This window comes from Gloeobacter kilaueensis JS1 (assembly GCF_000484535.1).
GTDB classification, from domain to species: domain Bacteria; phylum Cyanobacteriota; class Cyanobacteriia; order Gloeobacterales; family Gloeobacteraceae; genus Gloeobacter; species Gloeobacter kilaueensis.
In genome coordinates, this window is the sequence record NC_022600.1 from 2,253,358 (window position 1) to 2,271,663 (window position 18,306).

The 18,306-nt window shown below is 62.6% G+C and carries 14 protein-coding genes; 11 read left to right on the forward strand and 3 right to left on the reverse strand.

The genetic code is table 11. The features are described from left to right. The first annotated feature begins 1 nt into the window (after nucleotide 1). The 3 genes from mrdA to tolA all read left to right on the forward strand — a co-directional run bounded on the left by mrdA (nucleotide 2) and on the right by tolA (nucleotide 2,881). Nucleotides 2–1,795, forward strand: a complete 1,794-nt coding sequence (gene mrdA, locus GKIL_RS10430; RefSeq protein WP_023173528.1) for a penicillin-binding protein 2 — start codon at nucleotides 2–4, stop codon at nucleotides 1,793–1,795. Between the two features lie 82 nt (nucleotides 1,796–1,877). Then, entirely contained in the window at nucleotides 1,878–2,165 is a 288-nt protein-coding gene (locus tag GKIL_RS10435) for an HU family DNA-binding protein (RefSeq protein WP_023173529.1), read from the forward strand. A 2-nt stretch (nucleotides 2,166–2,167) separates the two neighbouring features. Next, nucleotides 2,168–2,881 carry a cell envelope integrity protein TolA gene (tolA, locus tag GKIL_RS10440; protein ID WP_023173530.1) on the forward strand — a complete coding sequence of 238 codons (714 nt, stop codon included), beginning with the start codon at nucleotides 2,168–2,170 and terminating at the stop codon, nucleotides 2,879–2,881. 2 nt (nucleotides 2,882–2,883) lie between these two features. Here tolA and GKIL_RS10445 read toward each other — a convergent pair whose 3' ends face one another. Then, entirely contained in the window at nucleotides 2,884–3,792 is a 909-nt protein-coding gene (locus GKIL_RS10445; protein ID WP_023173531.1) for a bifunctional riboflavin kinase/FAD synthetase, read from the reverse strand. 294 nt (nucleotides 3,793–4,086) lie between these two features. Between GKIL_RS10445 and GKIL_RS10450 the strand changes: the two genes are divergently transcribed. The 4 genes from GKIL_RS10450 to GKIL_RS10465 all read left to right on the forward strand — a co-directional run bounded on the left by GKIL_RS10450 (nucleotide 4,087) and on the right by GKIL_RS10465 (nucleotide 10,348). Beyond that, nucleotides 4,087–6,168: an NAD(P)H-quinone oxidoreductase subunit 5 gene (locus tag GKIL_RS10450; RefSeq protein ID WP_023173533.1), complete on the forward strand. Its 2,082-nt coding sequence runs from the start codon at nucleotides 4,087–4,089 to the stop codon at nucleotides 6,166–6,168. A gap of 16 nt (nucleotides 6,169–6,184) precedes the next feature. Next, on the forward strand, nucleotides 6,185–7,750 hold the full coding sequence (locus GKIL_RS10455; protein ID WP_023173534.1) for an NAD(P)H-quinone oxidoreductase subunit 4: 1,566 nt from the start codon (nucleotides 6,185–6,187) through the stop codon (nucleotides 7,748–7,750). A 343-nt stretch (nucleotides 7,751–8,093) separates the two neighbouring features. Beyond that, nucleotides 8,094–9,239, forward strand: coding sequence for a sigma-70 family RNA polymerase sigma factor (locus GKIL_RS10460; RefSeq protein ID WP_187293914.1), 1,146 nt, complete (start codon nucleotides 8,094–8,096; stop codon nucleotides 9,237–9,239). After that, complete coding sequence (locus GKIL_RS10465) at nucleotides 9,236–10,348, forward strand: DUF1822 family protein (protein WP_023173536.1); 1,113 nt, start codon at nucleotides 9,236–9,238, stop codon at nucleotides 10,346–10,348. Before GKIL_RS10460 ends, GKIL_RS10465 begins: the two co-directional genes overlap by 4 nt. Nucleotides 10,349–10,359: 11 nt before the next feature. On the opposite strand, the gene GKIL_RS10470 is transcribed toward GKIL_RS10465, so the two are convergent. Beyond that, nucleotides 10,360–11,670 carry a TldD/PmbA family protein gene (locus tag GKIL_RS10470; RefSeq protein WP_023173537.1) on the reverse strand — a complete coding sequence of 437 codons (1,311 nt, stop codon included), beginning with the start codon at nucleotides 11,668–11,670 and terminating at the stop codon, nucleotides 10,360–10,362. Next, nucleotides 11,667–11,921, reverse strand: a complete 255-nt coding sequence (locus GKIL_RS10475) for a hypothetical protein (RefSeq protein ID WP_023173538.1) — start codon at nucleotides 11,919–11,921, stop codon at nucleotides 11,667–11,669. The genes GKIL_RS10470 and GKIL_RS10475 overlap by 4 nt, the downstream gene beginning before the upstream one ends. Before the next feature lie 376 nt (nucleotides 11,922–12,297). Here GKIL_RS10475 and GKIL_RS10480 point away from each other — a divergent pair, with 376 nt between their 5' ends. The 4 genes from GKIL_RS10480 (at nucleotide 12,298) to GKIL_RS10495 (ending at nucleotide 18,304) form a co-directional block, all read left to right on the forward strand. After that, on the forward strand, nucleotides 12,298–12,795 hold the full coding sequence (locus GKIL_RS10480; protein WP_041243886.1) for a hypothetical protein: 498 nt from the start codon (nucleotides 12,298–12,300) through the stop codon (nucleotides 12,793–12,795). Between the two features lie 299 nt (nucleotides 12,796–13,094). Further along, complete coding sequence (locus GKIL_RS10485) at nucleotides 13,095–13,727, forward strand: DedA family protein (RefSeq protein ID WP_023173541.1); 633 nt, start codon at nucleotides 13,095–13,097, stop codon at nucleotides 13,725–13,727. 88 nt (nucleotides 13,728–13,815) lie between these two features. After that, nucleotides 13,816–16,995: an amidohydrolase family protein gene (locus tag GKIL_RS10490; RefSeq protein WP_023173542.1), complete on the forward strand. Its 3,180-nt coding sequence runs from the start codon at nucleotides 13,816–13,818 to the stop codon at nucleotides 16,993–16,995. Then, the gene (locus tag GKIL_RS10495) at nucleotides 16,901–18,304 is read left to right on the forward strand and encodes an amidohydrolase family protein (protein ID WP_051382761.1); all 1,404 of its coding nucleotides are present in this window, start codon (nucleotides 16,901–16,903) and stop codon (nucleotides 18,302–18,304) included. Before GKIL_RS10490 ends, GKIL_RS10495 begins: the two co-directional genes overlap by 95 nt. Nucleotides 18,305–18,306 lie beyond the last annotated feature (2 nt).

The window sequence follows — 18,306 nt, forward strand, 5'->3', positions numbered from 1 at the left end:
CGTGCAACTGCAGCAGGACCGCCGCGACAAGCGCACCAGTGGCGAGGGCAACCGGGGCATGGTCTTACTCGGCGTGGCGCTGCTCCTTTTAGCGGGGGTCGGCTCGCGCCTGGGCTACCTGCAACTGGTGCGCGGCAGCTACCACCGCGAACTGGCCGAGAACAACCGCATCCGGCTCATCCCGATCCGGCCCCCCCGTGGCCGGATCCTCGATCGCTATGGCCGGGTGCTGGCGACCAACCGCCTCTCCTACTCGGTCTTTCTTGAGCCGATGCAACTGAGAGCCCGGCAATGGCCCGAGGTGCTGGGACGGCTGAGCGGCTTTATCGCCGTTCCGGCGGACAGGATGGCCCAAAAACTGCGGATTGCCGGTTACAACTCGCCCTACCCGGTGCGCGTGCTGCAGAACGTCGAACCGAAGCTGGTGACCGTCCTGCGCGAGCATATTCAACAGTTGCCGGGGATCAGAGTCGATGTCGAGTGGATGCGCACCTATCCCAACGGCCCGATCGCAAGCCACCTGCTGGGCTACACCGGCGAAATCTCGGAGCAGCAGCTGGCCGAGCGCAAGGAGCAGGGCTATCGTCTGGGCGATATCGTCGGCAAGGCCGGTGTGGAGCGGCTGCTCGAAGAACAGCTGCACGGCGAGTGGGGCGGCGAGCCGGTGGAGGTCGATGGGGCCGGTCAGGTGGTGCGCGTGCTCGGAGAACGGCCCCCCAAAGCCGGTGCCGACGTGCGCCTCTCCATCGATCTGAGCCTGCAGAAGGCCGCCGAGTCCGCCCTCCATAGCCTCCAAAAGCGCGGCGCGGTCGTGGCCCTCGACCCGCGCACGGGCCAGGTGCTGGCGATGGCCTCCAGCCCCAGCTACGACGCCAATATTCTCTCAGGCCGGATTGCGACGGCGGACTGGAAGCGGCTGCAGACGCCGGAGCGGCCCCTACTCAACCGCGCCCTCAGACCCTATCCCACCGCCAGCACCTTCAAGATCATCATGACCGCCGCCGCCCTCGAAAGCGGCAAATTTAACCCCGCATCGACCCTGCAGACCTTTGGCGGCCTGCGCATCGGCAGCCGCGTCTTTCGCGAGCACGACGGCGGCGGCTTTGGCCGCCTGGGCTTTGTCGGCGCGCTGGCGATCAGCTCCGATACGTTCTTCTATCAGGTGGGCCTGCGCATCGGTCCCGAGCAAATCGGCCACTGGGCCCGAAATTTTGGCTTCGGCACCCGCACCGGCCTGGGTCTACCCAGCGAATCGAACGGCATCGTGCCCACCCCTGAATGGAAGATGCAGCGCTTCGGCCAGCGCTGGTATCCCGGCGACACCGCCAACACTTCGATTGGCCAGGGCATGGTGCTCTCCACGCCCCTCCAGAACGCGATCATGGTGAGCGCCATCGCCAACGGCGGCTACCGCGTCCAGCCGCACCTGCAGCTTGACAGCCGCCCCGGACTGTCGCCGGTGGGCCTCGCACCGGCGACGCTCAACACGATTCGCCTCGGACTCATCGAAGTCGTGCGCGGCGGCACCGCCCGGCGCTCCCTGGGCAATATCGGCATCCCCAACGCCGGTAAGACCGGTTCCGCCGAACACGGCCTGCGCAAGGCCCGCCAGACCCACGCCGTCTTCGTCGGCTACGCCCCCATCCTCCAGCCCCAGATCGCCGTGTCGGTTTTTCTTGAGAACGGCGGCCACGGCGGCTCCGATGCCGCCCCGATTGCAAAGAAAATTTACAAGGCTTACTTCAGTCATGGCACTAAAAAAAGTGCTTCAACCTCTACAAAGCATGTAGAATGAGCGATTGAAATGCAGGCCCAAGAACACTTCCAGCAGTTCGCGTGCAACTTTCGGGTCTGCTATTGCACGGTGAGGAGTTTCTATGAACAAAGGTGAACTGGTGGATGCTGTCGCCAAGAAGGCCAAGCTGGCCAAAAAAGACGTCGATGCCGTCGTCGGCGCGACCTTCGATGTGATCGTCGAGGCGGTGGCCAGAGGCGACAAGGTGACGCTGGTGGGCTTCGGTTCCTTCGAGCCGCGCAAGCGCTCCGCCCGCGAGGGCCGCAACCCCAAGACCCGCGAGAAGATGCAGATTGCCGAGACGACCGTGCCGGCTTTTTCTGCCGGTAAGCAGTTCCGTGAGGCCGTAGCGGGCTCCGACAAGTCCTAGCCGTGTTTTTTTCGCACCGGCTGTCGGGGCTATTGCGCGTCCAGTCGAGTCTGCTGGTTTTGTGGGCGGGATTGGTCTGTGCCCCTGGGCCTCTCTCCGCCCAGGCGGACGCTCTGAGCGGCCCATCCCGTTCTGAGATCGACGCCTACATCCAGCGGGTAAAGGGGCGGATTATCAGCAGTTTTTCGGGCTTTGCCACCGCCAGACAGCGCGGCATCATCCGCCTGCAGCTCACCCCGCAGGGCCAGCTCAAAGGGGCGGCTCTCGATCAAAGTTTTGGCGACCCCGAGTGCGACCGATCGCTCCTGGCTCACATCCGGCAGCTGGCCCCCTTCGAGCCCCTGCCCGCCTCCTTCAGCGCTCCGGATATCAGCCTCACCCTGCCGTATCTTCCCGACGCGGTGATCGAGCACTATCTAGAAAGCGTCCGTCCCAGCGTCTATGCCCGGCTTTCGGCGTTAGGCCGGATGACCCGCACGGGCGAAGTCGAACTCAAAATCAGCGGCAACGGTACCGTCCGCGTCCGTACCCTGGCTAGCTTCGGCGATCCCCAGCTCGATCGGCGGGCAGTCGAGTCGATCAAAGGTCTCTCGCCCTTACCGGCGATTCCCGGTGCCGCCGATTGGGAAACGGTTTCTACCACGTTCTCCTACGGACCGGCTGCCCCGATTCCGTTGCAGCAGCCGACGATCTTGCCCACCGTCAGGCGCAAGTAGCCTCAGATGCCCCTCGCGATCAGTCGCTCCGCCTGGTCGCGGTCGCGGTGCAACTGCTCGATCAGTTCTCCTACCGAGGCAAATTTTTTCTCGGCCCGCAGGTAATGTTCGAGGGTGATCTTCATCGACTGGCCGTAGAGATCGCCCTGCCAGTCGAGGACGTGGACTTCGAGGGTGCGCCGCTCGCCGCCAAAAGTCGGGCGCACACCGAGGTTAAAAAGTCCCCAGCGCCGCTGCGATCCCCAGTGGGCGCGCACCAGATACACGCCGTCGCCCGGCAGAAACTTGCGCTCGCTCACCTGCAGGTTGGCGGTCGGAAAACCGAGCAGCCGCCCGCGCTGATCGCCCCGGCCAATTTCACCTTCAAGACTGTAGGAGCGGCCCAACAATAGCCGCGCCCGCTCGACATCGCCCGACGCCAGTGCGGTGCGGATGGCGGAGCTGCTGACGCGCTGGCCTTCGATCTGGCGCTCCGCCAGGATCTCGATGTCGAACTGGTATGCGCGGGCGCAGGATTGCAGCATCTCGGTGTTGCCGAGGCGGTCCTTGCCAAAGCGAAAGTTCCAGCCCACCGAGACGAAGCGGGCGCGCAACCCCTCTACCAGAACTTCCTCGACGAAGCGGTGGGCCTCGGTGCTCGCCAGTCGCTCGTCGAAGGGCAGCACGACGATCTGAGCGATCCCCAGGGCCAGAATCTGGCTGCTGCGCTCCCGCTCCGGAGCCAGCAAAAAGCCGGTGCGGCCCGAAAAATACTCCCGTGGATGGGGATCGAAGGTGAGCACCGTCGGGACACCCGGACGGCCAAGCACCGCCTGGATCACCGCCTGGTGCCCGAGGTGAACGCCGTCGAAGTTGCCCAGAGCGACAGCGCAGGGCCGCGCCACCTCCGATACCGATCGAAAAACTGTCACATTCTGCTTCCTGTATGAGGCTCTTCTTAACAAACGCCGCTATCTAAAAAGAGTCTTAAATCTCCTCCAAATGCCTGAAAAGCTTTCCTACACTGCCAGTAAAGCACCCTCTGCTGTTACCTTCGACGTGCAAAGTTTTATTGCGATACCGTTAAAAAAATCTGCGATCGCCAGGATTGCCTGGAGCGCTTTGCTTAGAATAAGTTTTGGGGAATCGCACTTGACCCAGGGGTTTGTACAGCGAATTGGCCCCTCACGTCGTCGTTTCTGCAAGGATTTGACAGGGAAAGCCTTATGGAATGGGTATACAGTTACGCCTGGCTGATTCCGGTGCTGCCGCTGCTGGCTGCGCTGCTTCTGGGCATCGGATTCGTATCGGCCCAGGAGTGGACCAGAAGTCAGCGCTCCCTGGCAGCCGGCCTGAGCATCGGTACGATCGCCGTTGCCTTTGTCTATTCGGTATTGATTTTGCTGCAGGCGATCGGGGGCCATCCGGCCTACACCTGGCAGTTCGAGTGGGCAGCGATGGGCGGCATCGTCGTGCCGATGGGCTACACGGTCGATAATCTCGCAGCGGTCATGCTCACGGTCGTCACCGGCGTCGCCATGCTCGTGATGATCTACTCCCACGGCTACATGGAGCACGATCCGGGCTACGTGCGCTTCTTCTGCTACTTGAGCCTGTTTAGCTTCTCGATGCTGGGTCTGGTCGTCTCGCCCAACTTGATCCAGATCTACGTTTTTTGGGAACTGGTGGGCATGTGCTCCTACCTGCTGGTCGGTTTCTGGTTCTATAAAAAATCGGCTGCCGACGCCGCTCAAAAAGCGTTCATCACCAACCGGGTCGGCGACTTTGGTCTGCTGTTGGGCATTCTGGGCATCTACTCGATTACCCGGACCTTCGATTTTGAGGGGCTTGCCCCGGCGATCCGCACCGCCCTCGAAAGTGGGGCAGTGCCGCTGGCGCTGGTGATTCTCTACAGCCTGCTGGTCTACATGGGTCCGATGGCCAAGTCGGCCCAGGTGCCCCTGCACGTCTGGCTGCCGGATGCGATGGAAGGCCCCACACCGATCTCCGCCCTCATCCACGCCGCGACGATGGTGGCCGCCGGTGTCTTTTTGGTGGCCCGCATCTTCCCGGTCTTCTCGGAGGTGCCGGCAGTTCTCGAAGTCGTAGCCTGGCTCGGAGCGATCACCGCCTTTGTCGGCGCGACGATTGCGATTACCCAGAACGACATCAAGAAGGGCCTCGCCTACTCGACGATCTCCCAGCTCGGCTACATGATGATGGGCATGGGCGTCGGTGCCTACGCCGCCGGGCTTTTTCATCTGGTGACCCACGCCTGCTTCAAGGCGATGCTGTTCTTGGGCTCCGGTTCGGTCATCCACGGCGTCCACGACAACCAGGACATGCGGCTGATGGGCGGCCTGCGCAAGTACATGCCGATCACCGCCGCTACCTTCGGGATCGGTGTACTCGCCATCAGCGGTATTCCGCCCTTCTCCGGTTTCTGGTCTAAGGACGAAATTCTCGGCTACGCCCTCGGCCATAGCAGCTGGCTGTGGCTCATCGGCTTTGTGACCGCCGGGATCACGGCCTTTTATATGGCCCGCATGTACTTTATGACCTTCGAGGGCAGCTACCGGGGCGAAGACCAGATGGCGATCGCCCGCGTGAACGCCTGGCAGCACAACATCGATCAAGACGGCATCGTCCATGGCTTTGCCGAGTTGCCCGCCTACGGCCCCGGCGCGATGGACCGCAATGAACCGCTGCACGCCCAGGACGATGCGCACCACCACGGTCCGGACGATCCCCACGCCCACCACGGTGGCACGCCCCACGAATCGCCCTGGTCGATGACCCTGCCCCTGGTAGTCCTGGCGGTGCCCTCGGTGCTGATCGGCTTTGTCGGGGTGCCCTGGGACAACTGGTTCGGCAAGTTCCTGGGCGAAGGCGGTGGGGAAGGGGCCGCCGAACACGGCTTCGATCTGGCGCACTTCTTGCTGGTGGGTGGCTCCTCGACGCTCCTGTCCCTCACGGGCATCGCCCTCGCCTACTACCTCTACATCCTCAGGCCCGAACTGCCGGGACGACTGGCGCGCCGCTTCGAGTCGCTCTACTTGTTCTCGGTCAACAAGTGGAACTTCGACTGGCTCTACGAGCAGGCGTTCGTCAAGACCTCCAGGCTCCTGGCGCGGGGCACCCTCGAAGTGGACCGCAAGGGGGTCGATGGTGTCGTCAACTTCTCAGGACTCACCACGCTGCTTGCCGGTGAAGGGCTCAAGTACCTCGAATCGGGCCGCGCCCAGTTCTACGTGCTCATCGTCTTTGTCTCCCTGCTGGCGCTCATCGCCGTGCTCGGCCTCCTTTAGCCCACGGGTGCAAACTATGTTTCCTTGGTTGACTGTCATCATCGTTCTGCCCCTGCTGGCCGCCTTCGCCGTACCGTTCATTCCCGAAAAGCGGGTGAAGTGGTTCAGCTTCGGCGTCTGCTTGATCGACTTTGTGCTGATGGTCGCTGCCTTCTGGCTCGACTACGACATCACAAAGCCCGGAATGCAACTGGTCGAGCGCTACAGCTGGATGCCCCAGATTGGCCTGGAGTGGTCGGTGGGAGCGGACGGCCTCTCGATGCCGCTCATCTTGCTCACGGGCTTTATCACTGCCCTCGCCACTCTCGCTGCCTGGCCAGTCACCCTCAGGCCGCGCATGTTCCACTTTTTGATGCTCGCCATGCTCACCGGCATGACGGGCGTCTTTGCCGTACAGGACGTGGTGCTTTTCTTCCTGTTCTTTGAGCTGGAACTGGTGCCGGTCTACCTGATGCTCGCCATCTGGGGCGGCAAGGGCAGGCTGTACGCCGCCACCAAGTTCATCCTCTACACGGCGATTGGCTCGCTCTTTATCATCGTCGTCGGCCTGGCGATGTACTTCTACGGCGACGTGCGCACCCTCAACATGATCGAGCTGGCGGCCAAGAACTACAACTCCACCTTCCAGAACCTCTGCTTTTTGGGACTCCTGATCGCCTTTGCGGTCAAGCTGCCCATCTTCCCGCTGCACACCTGGCTGCCGGATGCCCACGGCGAGGCGACCGCCCCTGTCCACATGCTGCTCGCGGGCATCCTGCTCAAGATGGGCGGCTACGCCCTGATGCGGATGAACGTCGGTTTCTTTCCGGAGGCGACGCGCCTGTTTGCGCCGCTGCTCATCGTGTTGGGCATCGTCAACATCATCTACGCCGCCCTCACCTCCTTTGGTCAGCGCAACCTCAAGCGCAAGATCGCCTATTCGTCGATCTCGCACATGGGCTTTGTGCTGATCGGTATCGGGTCGCTCTCGCAAATTGGCATGGGCGGGGCGATGCTCCAGATGATCTCCCACGGTCTTATCGGTGCCTCGCTCTTTTTCCTGGTCGGGGCCACCTACGACCGCACCCACACGCTCATCCTGAACGAAATGGGCGGTATCGCCCCCAAGATGCCCAAGATCTTCGCGATGTTTACCGCCTGCTCCCTCGCCTCCCTCGCCCTGCCGGGCATGAGCGGCTTTGTCGCCGAGTTGATGGTCTTTGTCGGCATGACCACCACCGACGCCTACAGCTTCCAGTTCAAGGCGCTGGTGATCTTGTTCGCCGCCTTCGGGGTGATCCTCACGCCCATCTATCTGCTCTCGATGCTGCGCGAAATCTTTTACGGCAAGCTCAACCACAAGGTCGTCCACGAGGAGGAGCTATTTGACGCTGAGCCGCGCGAGGTGTTCATCATCGCGAGCCTGCTGGTGCCGATCTTTGGGATCGGTCTTTATCCGAAGTTGACGACCGATATGTACGTCGCTACCACCGACCGCCTGGTCGATGTCACCCGCGAACGCACCGCCCGCTCGGTGCCGCCCCGTCTTCTGGGCGGCATCTATAATTTCCCGGTGGCCAAAGACTCGATCAGCCTGCGCTGAGGACCAGTCTTTTCAAGAAAAAGCCCTGTCTGAGCCAACAGACGGGGCTTTTTCTGATCCCTGGAAGCAAGTCTGGCCTGGGGGGAAGGCAGGAAGGGGGGACCGATTGCGGTTTGCCTGAAGCCGGCGAACCGGGAAGGGAACCGAAGCTCTACCATCCCATAGCCACAACTGCGCTCGCTTATGCAGAGGATTTCGCCTGCTTGCGAGCTTTGTTAAATCTTTATCGAAAACCGATCGTCCGATACAATGATTGGCCTGCGGTATTGGACAGATTTACGTATCTTCCCCTTCCTAGAGTCAAAATCCTATGCAAGCGCGTCAGGTATTCTCAACATACCCCGTGTTCGATGCAAGCCGGATGCGCTGGGAGCGCATTCCCCGGTTGCAGCGGAACATGCAAATCTGGTCGGAGCAAGAGCCGCAGGCGTCCTATTCGATCGAGCAGTGGCTGCTTTTTTGGTATGGGCGCTGGCGCAGGGGGGACGATCCACTGGCAGTCGAGCACCTGACCTGTTATCTTTATGAGCCTGCCTGCTGGGCAGCACGGGACATGCAGAACAGTTTCCGGCGGCACGACGAACTGGGGGATCTGGTACAGATGGCGATCACGGGCGTCGGGCGCGTCCTGGAGCACTACAACCCGGAGCGGGGCATCGATCTTAAGCGCTACGCTGCCCGCGTCTTCAAAAATATGCTCAATCGCATCCTGCGGGAGCGGCACGAGGCAGAAGTCTGCACGGACTGGTCGCTTTTGCGCAAGTACAGTCTCAGATGCCTGCACAAAGCTCTGCAGCGCAGCGGCTACACAGGTCCGGCGCTAGAGTGTCGCCTGAGCGCTGCGAGCGCCTTCAAGACAATCTATGTTCCGCAGCGCAAAGCTGGTTCTTCTCATCTGCAGCCGCCGCCGAACGAGGTCTGGCTGGCCATCGCCGGACATTACATCTACCACAGCACCCCAGACTCTCCCTCTGCGACAGTGGCCCAACTGCAAAGCTGGCTGGAGGACTGCGCCAAAGCGCTGCGCCGCCACCTGATCATCGAGGTCAGCCTTGCCGACTTGAGCAGCGAAGCCTCGCGGGATCTGCTCGATTATCTGCAGCCAGCGGGACCGACGCCCATCGAGCAATTGATCGAACAAGAAAGCGCCGAAAGACGTCGGCTTCTGCACGCCCAGATCAACGCCGTACTGGTAGACGCCCTCCACCGGCTGGACCTGCCCCTGCAGCAGTCGCTCCAGCTTTATTACAGCGGCAGTTTGAACCAGCAGCAGATTGCCTCAGAATTTGATGTTCAACAATACACAGTTTCGCGCTGGCTCCATCGGGCCCGCACAAAACTTCTTGTTGCGGTAGGTAGCTGGGTCCACCAAAACCTGCATGTTTCGCTGGAACCGAACATAGTGGAAGGTATGGGTATGAATACGATCCTTGAAGACTGGCTCCAACTGCACTTTCAACCTTCCGATCCAGGAGAGCTAAACCTGTGACCCTCGAATCTTCTATTTACTGTCCGGATACCCTCTGGCTTGAAATCCCAGCGGCAGCCCTCAGGGCGGAGCGGCGGGCCTACTCCCACGGCAGCGTGCATTGGAGCGCCTACCTCAATCAACTGTGCCAGGCAACGGTTCTGGAGTGGATCCAGCAGGATTTTGAACCTTCCGCCCAGGTCTGGCCTGCGGTTGCAGACCAGCCGGCCCTCCGAGAATTTGTGAGTGGTACGGCGATTGTCTGCGGCGCGTTGAGGCTGGTCTTTTTGCCCAGCGAACAGATCGACCGCGACGAATTTCGCATTCCCCGCGAGTGGGTCGAAATTCCGGGTTGGGCGGCCCACTATTACCTGCCCGTCGAGATCGATTGCGAGAACGACCGACTGGGGATCTGGGGCTTCGTGCGCTACGAGCAGCTGCACTTTGATCTCATCGACCACCGCGACCGCACCTATTGCCTGGACGGCTGGCGCGTCAATCCGAACCTGCACACGCTCTGGGCAGCTTATGAGTTGGAGGTGCGTCCTCCCGACCCCCAGCCCGTAGCCCCAGCCGCCCTCAGCAGCAGTCAGGCAGAACAGCTGATTGCCCAGTGGAGCGACCGGCGGCAAATGCTCTCCCCCCGACTGCAGGTCTTCGACTTCAGTCAGTGGCTGGCGCTGCTTTCTGATCCTGATTGGCGGGAGCAACTCTACGCCGAGCGCCATCGCCATTCGGTGCTGCGCTGGCTGCAGCGGGGCAGTGAGCTGCCGAGCGGCTGGTGCAGACCCCTGGCACCGGCGGGTGGACGCGGCAGGAGCAGCGGGCAGGCCGTGCTCCGCCAGTTGCAGATCGCCGGTCAGCAGTACGAACTGCGCGTCTTTCCGCTGCCGGACCGCCCCGACTACACCTGGCGCTTTGAGTTGCGCAACTGCCGGGGGCGGGTGCCAGGCGGCCTCAAACTCAGGCTTTTGACCGACGAAAGGCAGCCTTTTGAAAACAACGAGGAGACAGCCCAGACAGCGACCGACGAACTCTACATCGACGTACAGCTCGATCCGGGCGATGGCCTGATCTGGGAGATCGAGCCGCAACCGGACAATTTTGTCCATGAGGTTCTCTACTTTTAATCTCTCAATCTCTAGCGGCGGCTGGAGACGCCCAGATGACTGAAGGCGATCGTCGGCAACGCGGTCGAACCGAAAACCCAGCTTGTCTCGCGGGACAGTCCCAGCAGTTGGGTGCTGAACGCCTCGAAGATATTGCCGGCAACCATCGTATTTTTGAGGCGACCGACGATCTCGCCCTTCTCGATCTTGTAGCCCAGATCGAGGTTGACCGAAAATTCGCCCGCGAGCGTATTGGATTGACCGGCACCGAGCACCTGCTCGACCAGGATACCCTCGTCGATCGAGCCGATGAGTTGGGCGGTTGTTGCCCTCCCCCCGGCCATACAAAAATTGACCAGTCCCGGTGCGGGCCGGGCGAGGCCACTGCGAAAGCCGTTGCCGCCCGGCAGTCGGCCTGCCCGCGCTGCCCAGGTGCGGTCCCAGTAAAATTCTTGCACCACACCTCGCTCGATAAATTGCTTGGCTCTTGTCGGTGTTCCCTCGTCGTCGAAGCCAGTGGCAGCGGTGCCCTGATCGGGAGCTTCAAAAAGCGTCAGCTCTTCGCTGAAAACCTGCTGGTCCAGCCTGTCCGCCAGGGGAGAGGTCTTCTGGAGGACCGTCTGCCCCGAGAGCGCCGTTTGAAAGAGCCCCCCCAGGGTAAAGGCCGCCGCCATCGGCGAGAAGACGACCGGTAAAGTGCCGCTCTCCACCCAGGCAGTGCGCTCGGCCCGGCGGAACTTGGCAATTACCCCGGCAACCAGTTGCTCGTAGTCCGGCTCGCCGTCGCGCTCGACCGCAAAGTCCGAGACCTCCAGTAAGTCGGCATCGCGCACCAGGTTGCCAGAAAGCGAGGCGCTCACCGTCGTCCGCTCACGCCTGCCGGTGGTGCCGCCGGTGGTGGCAATCTCGACCTGCGATCGGCGCAGGGTAAAAGCAGCGCTCACCAGAATATCGCCGTTGTAGTCGCGGATGCGCGCCACCAGCTCATCGCCCAACCGCACAAAATGGTCGCCACTCGGCACCGTAAAGAGCCGGCTCGCCCGCCCTTCGGGCAACTCGCCCGCCGCTAAAAAGTCGAATTCAGCCGGATCGCCGCTGCCCGCCGTCTCGATTGCCGCCGCCAGCAGCGCTTCGAGGCGACTCAGGTCAGTAGAACTGGCAAAACCCAGCCGCCCCTGCGAGAGGACGCGCAGGGCAATACCGGTAGTCGCCCGCGTCTGCAGGCTTTTGAGGCGGTTGGTCTCGAATTTGACCGGGGTTTCATCGAGCTGGAGAAAGTAAACCTCCGCCTGGACCCCCTGCTGCCGGGCAAGGGCGAGCAGTTTCTGGACACTATCGTTCACGGCAATTTGGGTAGATGAATGGGGCGGCGGCGCAGGCGCGGTTCAGCCGTCGCCTGCACCCGCGTCGGATTGATGACGCGGCCTGCCACATCGAGGTGCCAGATCTGCTGGCTGTTGAGATTTTTGAGTCGCCGGGAAGCACCGTCCCAGTGGAAGGTGCCGTCCCACTCGCAGTGCAATAGACCGTCCTCGATCACCGCGACCGATTGCAGAAGGCGATTACACAGCGGGCAGTGGCGTGGCCTGATCATATCTCTCCTGATAAAAAGTGATTGCCTGGCTTGAGAATAGCAAACCCTTCCCCACGATACAAAGCCTCCGGCGGTTATTCACCTTTTTTTGTGGCTCGAATGTCGATATTTTCTGCCGAAGCCTGCCTTTAGAACGTCGGACAGTAGCGGCAGGCAGACAAAAGCAGCGGTCGTGGCTATCCCAGTCATTCGATCCGGTTAACACCAGCTTCGATCGGCAATTGGGGGAGCGGTTGCCGACGCTGCCGCCCCGCCCTCGTGCTGCCGATTGTCTCGGATACTACCGAATATGAACAATTCCTAAAAAAACAAGCAGGCACGAAAAATTTCTGGAACTCTAGAGGTTGAAGATGTGTTCTCAGAAAGAAGTTATCCCGTGAATACCGGTGGTAAGCCCCTGGCAACCAAGCATCGCCTTTGCTATCAGGATGTCTATGCCTGCCCGATCTGTCGTCACGGCGAGATCGCGGGCCTGGTCCTCACCGAAGCCTTTGCCTGCAATTTCTGCAGACACATCTTTACTGCCGACCTCGAAGAAAACACGCTTAGGGTCGAGGACAGTTCACAGCCTTTAAGCTGGCGCTGGAACGGTCGGCACTGGCAATCGATTCATCGCGAAGATTTTGATCTGACGCTCGTGATCTGGATTGTCGGTCTGGCATTGATTGTCTTCCCACCGACGCTGGTCTGGTTTTCTTACCGTTCGCTGCCCCAGCCGCCGCTGTTGTTCCCAACGATCTGGACGGTGCTGACGCTGGTGGCGCACCTCGCTCTGGTGGGCTGGCTGCTGGCTGAGCACTATCAATTTCCGCTCTACATTGCCGGTAAGATCCGCCTGCGCACCTGGATGGAGCATCGCGATTCTAAAGCCTGATGCCCCGCTCGGGCACTCTTTTGCTGTGGGGCAGTCATGAAAAAGGACCGAGCGGACAGGCAACGGTCCCCAGCTTCGGGATCCCCGATTATGACCCTCCCTGTTCCCTCGGATCATAGCGGGAATACCCCCCTTCCAAGGGCAGAGTATAGCACACGCCCTGATCGCGAGTAATGTGCGGACCGAGCCGTTGTGCTTGAAAATTCCGGCAGGCCAATCGCCTATGCATCTCCGCTTTGAACCAGGAAAGCTGGGGACGGACTGATACAGTGGTTCTGTCGTGGCATACGAGGCCGAACGTGGAGCCGGTACAGGATTTTTTTCATTACCTGAGCAACTTCGATGCGCTGATTCGCACCGGTGGCTATCTGGCTTTGACGGCGATCATCTTTGCAGAGACGGGCCTGCTGGTCGGGTTTTTTTTGCCGGGCGATTCGCTTTTGGTGGCGGCGGGCGTGCTCATCGCCGCCAGCGGCCTGCTCAATATCTGGGTGCTGACGGGCCTGCTCATCGCCGCTGCCATCGGCGGCAATGCCGTCGGCTACTGGATCGGGTCAGCGGCGGGGCCCCGCTTATTTCGCCGCGAGCAATCGCTGTTGTTTTCTAAAAAGAGCCTGCTCAAGGCCGAGCGCTTTTACCTCCGCCACGGCGGCAAGACGATCGTGCTCGCCCGCTTCGTCCCGATTATCCGCACCTTCGCGCCGGTGGTGGCGGGGGCGGCGGGGATGTCCTTTCGGACATTTATGCTCTACAGCGTCTTTGGCGGCATCGCCTGGATTGGCCTGCTGTTGCCTGGCAGTTACTTTTTGGGCCGGCTGATCCCAGATCTCGAAAAAAACATTCACCTGGCGGTCGCCCTGGTGATTGTCCTGTCGCTGCTGCCGCCTTTGATCGAATATCTCAAGACCCGCCGGGAACCCCACACCTCCTGATCTTAAAAAACTACCCGCTCTGGGCGAAAGCGCGGTCCTGGCTGCGCTATGATGCGCTGCGACCCACCCGCGACTGCTTCTGGTCTTTATGCCGACTGCCCTGTACCGGCTGACAGGCTTCCTTATCGCCTGGTGCTGCTGTCCTGCCATCGCCTTTGCCCAGATCCCCGAGACGGCTCCGCCCCAGGGCCTGCGCGAGAACAACCCGCGCCTGCACGCCCTCACCGGAGCGCGCATCGTCGTCGCCCCCGGCAAAGTGATCGAAGATGGCACCCTCCTCCTGCGCGACGGTCTGATCGAGGCGGTGGGCGGCAAGCTCACCATTCCGGCTGGAGCGAGAGTCTGGAAGCTCAGGGGCCGGGTGATCTACGCGGGCTTTATCGACAGCTACACCTCCCTCGATCTGCCCAAAGATCTCCAGCCGCCTAAACCGCGCCCAGAAGAAGGCGAAGCAAACGAAGCGAAGCCCCCGGAAAAAAAAGCGCCCCCCGCTGGAGCGGCGGCCTGGAACGAGCGGGTCACCCCCGAGCGCAATGCCGCCGACGCGCTCACCATCGATGCCACGGGCACCGAAAAGTTGCGCAACCTCGGTTTTACCAGTGCCCTCAGCGCACCGGGCCGGGGCGTCTTCCGGGGCAGCAGCGCCCTTATCAACCTGGGCAGTGGCGACGGCAACCGGGTGGTACTGGTGCCGAAGCTGGCCGAGCACATTGCCTTCGAGCAGTCGCGCTTTCGGGAGGACCGCTATCCGGTGTCGCTGATGGGTTCGATCGCCCTCATCCGCCAGACGTTCCTCGACGCCGACTGGTACCGCCGCGCCCAGGCCGCCTACAGTCGTTCTGCCGCAGGACTGGTGCGGCCTGAGACCAACGAGGCGCTCGCCGCCCTCGAAGAAGCCTCCACCGCCAAGATGCCCGTCGTCTTCGAGGCGCAGGACGAGCTGGACCTGTTGCGGGCGCTGCGCCTGGTGGACGAATTTCACCTGCGCGGCCTGCTTGTGGGCAACGGCTACGAGTACCGGGTGATGGACGAGCTGCAGGCGGCCCGCACACCGGTGATCGTGCCCCTCGATTTTCCGGGGGCCCCGGAGGTGGAGACGCCCGAAAAAGCGCTCGATATCCCCCTCGACGAGCTGCAGCACTGGGACCAGGCTCCCGACAACCCGGCCCGGCTGGCGGCGGCAGGCATTCCCTTTGCTCTCACGACAGCCCGCCTCGCCAGGCCCGAGGAGCAGTTCTGGACGCGGCTTCGGCGCTCGGTGCGGCGCGGCCTCAGTGCCACGAGCGCCCTCGCCGCCCTCACCACCACCCCGGCCCGGCTCTGGGGCGTGAGCAACCGCTACGGCACGATCGAGCCCGGCAAGGTGGCAAATCTCGTCGTCGCCGACGGGGATCTGTTTACCGGCAAGGCGAACGTGCTCACCGTCTGGGTCGATGGCCAGTACTACCAGACCGATAGAGGCGAAGCGGCGGACCCACGGGGCAGCTGGCAGGTGAGCTGGTCCGGGGCGAGCGCCCCCACCGCCCTCGACATCAAAGGCGAGGCGGGCAAACCCAGGGCGAGCCTGGCGGGCAGCGACCTCACCGCCGCCCTCGATGGCGAGCAACTGGTGCTGCTTGCGCCAGCCAGACTTTTTGGCACCACCGGCGGGCTGGTGCGCCTCAGCGGCCAGATCGCAGAGGACAGCCTCAGCGGCACTGGCCAGCTACCCGATGGCCGTTTTTTTGACTGGAGCGCCCGCCGCACCGCCGTGGGTGCCGCCGCAGACAAGGACAAGGACACCGACACCGACAGAGCAAGTAGCGCCCCTGCCACCTACCCGGCGGGAGCCTTCGGTCGCGCCCAAAAACCCGATCAGCCCGAGTGGGTGCTGGTGCGCGGCGGCACGCTCTGGACCAGCGCCGCTGCCGGTAAGCTCGTCGAGTCCGACCTGCTCGTTCACCGGGGCAAGATCGCCCGCCTCGGACCCAATCTCGTCGCCCCAGCCGGGGCAACGGTGATCGACGCGCGCGGCGGGCATATTACACCCGGTCTCATCGACTGTCACTCCCACACGGCGATCAGCCGGGGGGTGAACGAGGGCACCCACGCCGTCACCAGCGAAGTGCGCATCGGCGACGTGCTCGATGCCACCGACATCAACCTCTACCGCGAACTGGCGGGCGGTCTCACCGTCGCCAACGTCCTGCACGGCTCGGCTAACCCGATCGGCGGCCAGAATCAGGTCATCAAACTGCGCTGGGGCGAAAAGCCGGAGGGGCTCAAATTTGCCGGGGCGATGCCGGGCATCAAGTTCGCCCTGGGCGAGAACGTCAAGCAGTCCTTTCGGCCCCAGTCGAGCCGCTATCCCCAGACGCGCATGGGGGTCGAGCAACTGTTGCGCGACAATTTTTTGGCGGCCCGCGACTACGAGCGGAACTTTGAGCGCTATCGCGTCGGGGCGACGCTGCTGCCGCCCCGGCGGGACCTCCAGCTCGAAGCCCTCGTCGAAATCTTAAATGGCAGGCGGCTGGTTCACATCCACTCCTACCGCCAGGACGAGATCTTGATGTTCACCCGGCTCGCGGAGCAGCTGAAGTTTCAGATCGGCACCTTTCAGCACGTGCTCGAAGGCTACAAGGTGGCCGACGCCATCGCGAGAGTCGGGGCGGGCGCTTCGAGCTTCAGCGACTGGTGGGGCTACAAGGTCGAAGTCTACGACGCTATCCCTCAGAACGTGGCGCTGATGACGCGGGTGGGGGTAGTAAGCTCGGTCAACTCCGACAGCGACGATCTGGCCCGCCGCCTCAACACCGAAGCGGCCAAGTCGATCCGCTACGGCGGCCTCAGCGAAGAAGAAGCGCTCAAGCTCGTCACGATCAACCCGGCCAGGCAGCTGCGCATCGACCGGCAGGTGGGCTCGCTGGAGGTAGGCAAGGACGCCGACTTTGTGATCTGGAGCGGGCCGCCGCTTTCGAGCAAAAGCCGCGCCGATGCGACCTGGATCGACGGGCGGCGCTACTTCGATCGCGACGAGGATGCCCGGCTGCGGACCGCCAATGCCCAGGAGCACGAGGCGCTCGTTCAAAAAGCGCTCGTCGAGCGCCAGAAGATGCTCGGCACAGGTGGCCGCGCCGCTGACAAACCGACTACCCCAGGTTCTACTCCCACCCTCGAAGCAGGTGATTTTGCCTATGCGCTCGAACACCGCTCGCTCTACCACGACGGTCGCGGCCATATCGACTGTTCTGATCGCGATCATCGCACTCTGTACGGCGATCGCCCCTAGCCGGGCCAGCGACCTGGTGCCGCCTCCGCCCCAGACGCGCCCCATCGCCCTGGTGGGCGGTACGATCCATCCGGTGAGCGCCCCCGCGATCGAGGCGGGGCAGATCGTCATGAGCGGCGGCAAGATCGTGGCGGTGGGCAAAAATCTGTCTCTGCCTCCCAACGCCGAGGTGATCGATATAACCGGAAAGCACGTCTATCCGGGATTGATGGCCGCCCACAGCGAACTGGGGCTGGTGGAGATCGGCTCGGTGCGTGCCAGCACCGACACCGCCGAGAGCGGATCGATCAATCCGAACGTGCGGGCGGCGGTGTCGATCAACCCCGACAGCGAATTGTTGCCCGTCGCCCGTACCGGCGGCGTGCTCACCGCCCTCAGCGTGCCCCAGCCAGGGGGCGAGGACGGCCTGATTACCGGCACCTCTGCCCTCATCCAGCTCGACGGCTGGAGCTGGGAGGAGATGGCCCTCAAGCCCCGCGTCGGCCTGCACATCTTCTGGCCGACCCTCGCGATCAACCGCGACCCGAGCTTTCCCAAGTCGCCCAAAAAACAGCAGGAGGAGGCCCAGAAGCGCCTGCGCCAGATCGACGACACCTTTGCCGTCGCCCGCGCCTACCGCCTCGCCCGCCTGCACAACAGCGCCGCCCAGGACCACGACAGCCGCTGGGAGGCGATGATCCCGGTCTTCGAGGGCAAGCTGCCGGTATTTATCCATGCCGACGAATTGAGCCAGATCGAGTCTGCCCTCGCCTGGAGTGCCGGGCAGAAGCTCTCGATCGTGCTGGTGGGCGGGCAGGACGCCTGGCGGGTGGCAGGTCGCCTCAAAGAGCGCGACATTCCGGTTATTATCAGTCCCCTCATCGCCCTGCCCCTCAGGCGGGACGATCCCTACGACGCACCCTACACCAGTGCCGCCAAACTCTTCCAGGCCGGGGTGCGCTTTGCGATCGCCAACGACGGCAGCAGCTTTGCTGCTCCCCACGAGCGCAACCTGCCCTACCAGGCGGCGATGGCCGCCGCCTACGGCCTGCCCCCGGACGAGGCGATCAGGGCAATCACCCTCTACCCGGCCCAGATTCTGGGGGTGGCGGATCGACTCGGGTCGCTGGAGGTGGGCAAGGACGCCACCCTCATCGTCACCACCGGCGATCCGCTCGAAATGGCTACCCAGACCGAGCGCGCCTACATCCAGGGCCGCAACATCGATCTGGCCAACCGCCAGACGCGCCTCTACGACAAGTACCGCCAGAAGTACGAGCGGCTGTTGCGCACCGCTACTCCGGCCAGTTCGACTGGCGGCAGGCAGTAGTA